General features: G+C 70.9%; 6 protein-coding genes. 2 read left to right on the top strand and 4 right to left on the bottom strand.

The features are described from left to right. Positions 1-135: 135 nt before the first annotated feature. Positions 136-537, top strand: coding sequence for a hypothetical protein (locus PV363_RS14005; RefSeq protein ID WP_366525488.1), 402 nt, complete (start codon positions 136-138; stop codon positions 535-537). Between the two features lie 45 nt (positions 538-582). Here PV363_RS14005 and PV363_RS14010 read toward each other — a convergent pair whose 3' ends face one another. The 4 genes from PV363_RS14010 to PV363_RS14025 form a co-directional block, all read right to left on the bottom strand. Continuing rightward, entirely contained in the window at positions 583-1,296 is a 714-nt protein-coding gene (locus tag PV363_RS14010; RefSeq protein ID WP_220345206.1) for a hypothetical protein, read from the bottom strand. 62 nt (positions 1,297-1,358) lie between these two features. After that, positions 1,359-4,346, bottom strand: a complete 2,988-nt coding sequence (locus tag PV363_RS14015) for a M14 family metallopeptidase (protein WP_301022621.1) — start codon at positions 4,344-4,346, stop codon at positions 1,359-1,361. A gap of 124 nt (positions 4,347-4,470) precedes the next feature. Then, positions 4,471-5,232 carry a CPBP family intramembrane glutamic endopeptidase gene (locus PV363_RS14020; protein ID WP_220341845.1) on the bottom strand — a complete coding sequence of 254 codons (762 nt, stop codon included), beginning with the start codon at positions 5,230-5,232 and terminating at the stop codon, positions 4,471-4,473. Then, the gene (locus PV363_RS14025; protein ID WP_220345209.1) at positions 5,229-6,149 is read right to left on the bottom strand and encodes an NAD(P)H-binding protein; all 921 of its coding nucleotides are present in this window, start codon (positions 6,147-6,149) and stop codon (positions 5,229-5,231) included. Before PV363_RS14025 ends, PV363_RS14020 begins: the two co-directional genes overlap by 4 nt. 200 nt (positions 6,150-6,349) lie before the next feature. Here PV363_RS14025 and PV363_RS14030 point away from each other — a divergent pair, with 200 nt between their 5' ends. Next, positions 6,350-7,180, top strand: coding sequence for a transporter substrate-binding domain-containing protein (locus tag PV363_RS14030; protein ID WP_301022622.1), 831 nt, complete (start codon positions 6,350-6,352; stop codon positions 7,178-7,180). Positions 7,181-7,359 lie beyond the last annotated feature (179 nt).

The following is a 7,359-nucleotide window of genomic DNA, read 5'->3' on the forward strand; positions in this document are numbered from 1 at the left end:
CCCCGTCCGCATCGCGTCGGTCAGCCCGGGAGTCGTCGTCACCGACGGCATGATCCGAGAGGCCCGCGAGCTGGGGCTCATGTCGACGATCGCCGGCGCGCTTTGCCAGGGTGCGCAAGGCGCGAACCGTTCCCGATGTACGCCAAGCAGCGGCGGGTCGACCTGCCCTCGGTCATCGCGTCCAGCAACGACCTCGTGAGCACCACCGGAGACCTGATCACGTTCCAGCGCGCGCTCCTCCGCGGCGAGCTCTTCCGCGACGCCAAGACGGTGGACCTGCTCACAGAGCGGCGCAACAGGCTCCGCGACATCCCCGTCCTCCAGTACGGCCTCGGCACCATGTTCTTCACCGTCGGCCGGCTCATGTCCGCCGGGCGTCGACCCGTCATCCTCGTCGGCCACTCCGGCTCCACCGGCACGTGGCTGTTCCACTGTCCCGAGCGGGGGCTGCACCTCGCGGGCACCGTCGACCAGGTCAAGGGCCAGGCGATCCCGTTCCGGCTGATGGCGCGGCTCCTCTACACCTGGCCCCGCTGAACGCGGGCTCGGCGTACGAGGCGGCACCGCGCACCTGACCGCGCGTCAGCGCAGACCGAAGTAGTCGGTGAGCGCGGCGACGAAAAGAAGCGTCCCGGCGACGATCAGCAGCACTGCGCTGATCCTGCGCCAGTGCTGCGAGCGGACCCACGCGACCACGCGGTCGGCAGGACCCGCGAGCGCCGGGATCCGGAGGCGGCCCCACGCCAGCAGGACGTACGGCGCCGCCGCGGCTGCCGCGAAGCCGACGTACACGAGCACCTGCAGCGCGACGACCGAGGTGCTTTCCCGCGCCAGCCGAACGACGAGGTACGTCGTCGCAGCACCGCTCACGCCCACGACGGTGTTGAGCACCGCGAAGGTGAACAGGTCCCGAGGGCGGTCGAGCAGTCGCTCGGCCGTGCGTGAGACCGCTCGATCGTCGGTGGTCGGGCGTCGCCACAGGAGCCAGATCCCGGCCACGACGAACAGCACGCCGGCGATCTCGTCGAAGGCCTGCTGGAGGAAGAGCTTCTCGACCTTCCCGCGCAGCACGTAGTCCCACGTGTCGGGATTGACGACCTGCAGGACGAGGCTGAGGACGAGGGCGCCGGTGGCGACCCCGCAGGCGACCACGAGGCCCGGGCGCACCGACCCACGCGACCGCGCGACGACCGCCACCTGGGTCGCGATCAGTGTCGGGCTGAACCCCATCACGAGTCCGAGCAGGACGAGGCTGACGACCGTGCCCATGAGGACGGTCGCGGCGTTCAGGAGCATCGCCCGAGTCTAGGGAACGGGCCGCCGATCCTCGCGCGATCGACGGCCCGTCCCCGTGACGATCAGCCTCGCGGTCCCGCCTTCACCTGCACGGTGACCGGACCCGAGGCCGAGGCGTCGAAGCCCGACCCTGCCTTCGGCGTGTACGAGGCGGTGAGCACGTGGGTGCCCGGGCGCAGACCGCGCAGGGTCAACGCCGCCGTACCGTCGCGTCGGACGCGTGCCGTGCCGAGCAGCGACCGGCCCTCGCGGACCTGGACGACGCCCCTCGGCGTGCCCGCTGCCGGATCGTCCGCCGTCACTGACACCTCGAGCTCGACCGAGCCCGGGCGGGCACGGCCGACCTCGAGCGTGGTCGACGTGGCGACCGGCGCCGCGACACCCTCACCCTCTGGTGCCGCCCAGAACAGGCCGCGCGCGGCCTGGCTCTGACCGCCCGTGGGGTGGGTACGGAAGAACACCGACGTCCCGAAGACGAGCGCCTTCGCACCCGACTCCGCCTCCGCCGACACCACCGCGGGCTGACCCGCGGCATCCTCCGGCCCGTCGGGGTTCGTCCCGGTGTCACCACCTCGGCGCCAGTGGCCCGCGACCAGCGGGTTGCCCGTCGCGTACGACTGCTCGACCGTCGTCCCCGCCCCCAGCCCGGTGAACCAGGTGGCCGGATAGATGAACGAGTAGGGCTGCGCGTACGGCGCCAGGACCCCGTCGTCAGCGGTGTCCACCGCGACGATGCCGTTGCCGTTGCGGTTGCCGGTGACTGCGGTGCCGGTGACGAGACCGGCGGTCCTCGCGGTGTCGAACGCACCCGCGCCGCGGCCGACGATGCTGCCGCCACCGTCGACGTACGCCTGCAGCGCCGCAGCGCCGGCGGACTGCCCGGCGTTGAACGTCAGCGCCGACCCGAGCCAGAGCACGTCCACGTCGTCGAGCACCGCGGGAGTCGCGGTGATCGTCGGCGCGCTCAGCGGCACGAGGTCGTCGAACCCGAGCTGGGTCAACGACAGCAGGTCGTCCTGGGACCCCGTGTAGCCCACGGTCAGGTCCTCCAGGCCCTTCGCGGCGCCCGTGCGGAGCTGGGCGACCTCGGACGCGGACGCCTCGGCGAAGTCGACGTCGAGCTCCTCGGCGACCTCCTCGACCGCGGCGTACGTCTCCTTGTCGGCACCGACGACGGCCGACCCGTCCGCGAGCTGTGAGGCGGCGATCCCGTCCTCGAGCAGGGCGTTGAGCGCCCGGAAGTCGTTGACGCCTGCGAGGTCGAAGGTCAGGTACGACCCGCGGTCCGGGACGTCACCGTCGACTGCTCCGGCGCCGGCGGCCGGGACCGTCCGAGGCAGTCGACCCTCGCCCGTCGTGCCGGCGGGCTCCACCGTGGCGCCCCACAGCAGACCCCAGCTCCAGGCCGAGATGTCGTACATGCTCGGGAACTTCGCCGAGATGTCGGTTCCTGGCGCGAGGAGAGCGTGAGCCAGGTTGCGCAGCGGCTGGTGCATGTCGACGACATAGGACCCGGCCGGGTACGCCGTGCCGTCGATCCTGGCCGTCCGCGCCAGCCGGTCGACCTCGATGCCGTGCAGCTGCAGACGGCTCACGAGCGTGCGCGCGTCGGTCAGCGACCGCTGCCCCTCGCCCACGGGGACGACGAACGCCCGCGGGTACGAGACCGCGTTCTGGTCGTCGGCCGCGTCCCACTCCGCCTTCCACTCCTGCGGACCCGGGACGTCGGCGATGTTCTCCGTGGTCAGCGCCGTACGCGGGGCTCCGACGTCGGCCCGGCGGAAGAACTCGATCTGGTCGTCGAGCATCGCCGCGTCGTTCGTGCCGACGTAGTCGACCAGGCTCTGCATCGTCTTCAGCGCCACCGCCGTGTTGACGACCGCGCTGGCCGGCGTCTGGCTGCTGCCGTTGGGACGCGACTTCGGCAGCTCCACCGTCGCCGTCACCGAGCCGGAGAAGGCGGCGTACTGCGCGGTGAAGACCGGCGGGAAGTCGTCCCACCCCGACGGGGTGTCGCGGTACGGGATCTTGATGTGCGCGTTCTCGGGGCCGGTGACCTCCGGGACGACCCGTCCGGTGGTCACGTCGTAGTAGGTGTTGCCGGGGATCGCGGCCCCGACGACGTCCTTCTCGACCTGGAGCGCCGCCGCGTAGGCGTGCGGGATGAACAGGTCGTACTCGTAGTCGTCACCGTGCGGCGGGCCGCAGGGCTCGATCTGGAGCACGCTCGTGTAGCCGTGGAAGTCGGCGGCGTACAGCGCCTGAACGGCCTGGGCGGTACGGATGAACGACGTCGACTCCGGCGTGGTGTTGGTGATCATGTCGCGGTTGCCGTCGAGGTTGAGCGCGGTCGCCCGCTGCCCGATGGTGCGGCCGTCAGGGTTCAGAGCGAGGCTGAAGTAGAGCCGGTGCTCCGAGAGGAGGGACTTCACCTCGCTCCACGGGGCGGTCGCCAGCTCCTCGATGTACTGCAGGGCCGCGTCGGTGCCCTCCCACTCGTTGCCGTGGATGTTGGCGCTGATCCAGAGGGGGGTCTTGTAGTCCCGCTCGAGCCGCCTGTCCCGGGCCGCGGCCCGCGGCTCACTCTTGATCTTCTCCCGCCACGCGGTCTGACGCCTGGTCTCGCTCCGGCTCTCCGGAGCCGTCACCGTGACCAGGTAGAGGTCACGACCCTGCGTCGACTGCCCGACGACCTGCGTGGAGACGCGGTCGGACGAGTCCATCAACGCGTTCAGCGTCGGCGCGATGTCGTCGAAGCGGACGAGGTTGCCGCTGTCGGACGCGTCGGTCTCGGCCTCGGGGAACACCCTCAGGTCCGGCTGCGTCGGGTACGACGACGGCATCGGCAGCGGGTCGCCGACCGTCGTGCGCCTCGCGGCGTTCCGGGCGGCCTTCGCGGTCAGCGACCCGGTCGCCGTCGGCTCCTTGGCCGAGCGCTGGTTGAACGGTGAGACGGGGGGTTCTTCGGCGACGGCTGACGGTGCCGTCAGGAGTGTCGTCGAGGCGAGCGCGAGGCTCGCGACGACACCCACCACACGTGACGTTCGCACTGGGAGTCCTCTCGGAGGGGACGGTCCGTCGTGACGCACGCGACACGGCGGCGGGACCGTTCCGATCCTGCCCAAGATACGACGGGCGGGGAACCCTATGACGTCCTGTTAAACCCAGCCAGGATCACGAAACCCGGCGGAAACGCTGCTCGCGGAAGAGTGGCGGTAGATAGCGCAGCACCAGGGCCGACCACGTCAGGTGGGTCAGCATCGGCGCCTGGATGCCGCCGGTCGCCCGCCGCTGGAGCCCGAAGAGCGTGCCCATGACGGCACCGGCGAGCACGAGCGAGGGGTTGCGCGACGACGCGGTCGTAGCGGTGTACGCGAGCGTCGACGCCAGCACGCCACGCCGCTCCCCCACCGCCTCGTACAGGGCGCCGCGGAAGAACAGCTCCTCCGCCGCGCCGTTGGCCAGGGTCGTCAGCACCACGAGCGGAGCGCTGCCCTCCTCGGCGAAGCGCAGGACGCGGCGGACCGCGGCGTCGAGCACCGGGACGCGCTGGGCGACGAGTCCCCCGGCCACGAAGCAGCCGAAGGCACCGACCCCGGTCAGGACCGGCACCACGACCGGCCGCCGGCGGACGCCGTCCTGCATCTCGATCCAGCCCTGGTGCAGCGGTCCGGACGCCAGCGCACCGAGGGTCCACGTCGCCGCCGTCGCCGCCGTGAGCGCATAGAACTGCGGAGAGTCGGGCTTGGTCTGGAGGGAGACGCCGAGCATCCCGGTCCCGGCCAGACAGCCGACCGCGACCGTACGGCGTCGCCGGCGCACGACCGCCTCGGGCTCGGGCGCATGGGACGGAACGGCGTACCCCAGACCTCGGGGCAGCACCGCACGGGTCCTGGCCCGGACGGCGCCGACCGCGGCACGCAGGGCCCCGGTCACGTCGGGTCCTCCTCCGCCTCCCGCTCGCGGGCCTGGGCGCGGGCACGCTCGGCGAGCGCGCGCAGGACGGCCTCGTCGTACGAGAGGGGGTCGAACGGCACCGCCTGGCGGATGGCGTCGTCGCGCACCACGACCTCGTTGACCATCGAGTCGATCAGCGAGCGCCCTGTGCGGGTGTCGACGTCGGTGACGAGGGCGAGCCAGCGCGACGAGAGTCCGGGACTCAGCAGCGGCACCGGCACGATGATCGGGTGACGTCCCTCGATCTCGGCGACCCGACGCATCATCGCCCCGTACGCGAGGACGTCGGGCCCGCCGATCTCGTACGCCCGGTCCGTGCCCTCGGGCAGGGTCAGGACCCCGACGAGATAGCGCACGACGTCGTCCACGGCGATCGGCTGCGTCCGCGTGCTCACCCACCGCGGGGTGATCATCGCGGGCAGGTGTTCGACGAGCTGGCGCGTCATCTCCCAGGAGATGCCGCCGTGCCCGACGACGATGCCGGCCCGCAGCGTCGTGACGGGGACACCGCCACCGGCCAGCAGGCCCTCGACCTGACGGCGGCTGCGCAGGTGGTCCGAGAGCTCGTCGGAGTCGTCCCCGAGGCCGCCGAGGTAGACGATGCGGCGCAGCCCGGCGTCACCGGCAGCCGCTCCGAACGCGGACGCCGCGTCGGCGTCGCGGCGGACGAAGTCGTCGGAGTCGAGGGAGTGGACGAGGTAGTACGCCGCGTCCACGTCGGAGAGGACGTCAGCGAGGGAGCCTGCGTCGTGGACGTCGCCGAACACCGCCCGCCCGACTCCGGCGTACCGGTCGGGATTCCGCGTCATCGCGACGACCTCGTGCCCGTCCGCCTCGAGGGCGGGCGCAAGTCGCCGCCCGATGAATCCCGTCGCTCCCGTCACGAGCACGCGCATCGAGTCCCCCGTCGCCGATCGCCCTGCGTCTGACCTTGCGTTCTCTCGATCATCCGTCACGGGGCGGGCGGCGTCAGGCCGGGCGGATCGCCGGCGACGTCCGCCGAGCCTCGGAGATTCCGCCGGGCCGTAACAATTCTGTGTTGTTCGTGTGGAACCATCCGTTCCGCATGATCCATCAAGCGCAAGGAGCACCACCGATGAAGGTCACCGGACGACGCCTGGGACGCGCAGCTGCTGCTGCCGCCGGGGCACTCGCTCTCACCGTGACGATGGTCGCCTGCGGCGGCGACGGAGACGACTCGGCCGCCGAGGTCGACGGCATCAAGCTGGTCTCGGCCGACACGCTCACCATCTGCACGAACATGCCCTACAAGCCCTTCCAGTACGAGGAGGGCGACGAGATCATCGGCTTCGACACCGACCTTCTGACGCTGGTCGCCGACGACATGGGGCTCAAGACCAAGATCGTCGACGTCGACTGGAACCAGGTCACGTCCGGTGCCGCGTTCAAGGCCGGCAAGTGCGACGTCGGCATGGGCGGCATGACGATCACCGACGAGCGCGCCAAGGCGATCGCGATCTCCGACCCGTACTTCGAGGCCACGCAGGCGCTCCTGGTCAAGGCCGACTCCGGCATCACCGGGCTCGACGACCTCAAGGGCAAGAAGCTGGGCGTCCAGGTCGACACCACCGGCCAGATCTACGCCGAGGACAACGCCGACAAGTTCGGCTACTCCATGCCTGCGTTCGACGACCTCTCGCTCGAGGTGACCGGGCTCCAGGCCGGCCGCGTCGACGCCGTCATCAACGACAACGGTGTCCTCTACGACTTCGTCAAGGACAACCCGGAGTACGCCGTCGCCACCGAGTTCGACACCGGCGAGGAGTACGGCTTCGCCGCCGCGAAGGACGCCAACGGCGAGAAAATGATCGACAAGGTCAACGAGGTCCTCAAGGCTGCCGAGGAAGATGGCAAGTACGAGGAGATCTACAAGAAGTACTTCGGCGAGGCGCCCACAAGCGAGTAATCTCGCCGTTCGCACCACGTCCGACCACCTCACAGGAGAGCGATGAGCACCCCCACGAAGGTGGCGACCCGACGTGCCCTGAGCCCCCGCAACCGGGCTCACCGGGTCCGGTTGCTGCCGTAAGCCGGCCGGTTAGGGCGCGGCCGTTCGGCGCTCTGAGTAGCCCACTGGCCCGAGGG

The organism is Mumia sp., assembly GCF_028803055.1.
In the GTDB taxonomy this organism is placed as follows: domain Bacteria; phylum Actinomycetota; class Actinomycetes; order Propionibacteriales; family Nocardioidaceae; genus Mumia.

Bases quoted from the DNA above. Each gene is read 5' to 3' on its own strand.
- PV363_RS14005 (WP_366525488.1), top strand. From the start codon at position 136: ATGTACGCCAAGCAGCGGCGGGTCGACCTGCCCTCGGTCATCGCGTCC.
- PV363_RS14030 (WP_301022622.1), top strand. From the start codon at position 6,350: ATGAAGGTCACCGGACGACGCCTGGGACGCGCAGCTGCTGCTGCCGCC.
- PV363_RS14025 (WP_220345209.1), bottom strand. From the start codon at position 6,149: ATGCGCGTGCTCGTGACGGGAGCGACGGGATTCATCGGGCGGCGACTT.
- PV363_RS14010 (WP_220345206.1), bottom strand. From the start codon at position 1,296: ATGCTCCTGAACGCCGCGACCGTCCTCATGGGCACGGTCGTCAGCCTC.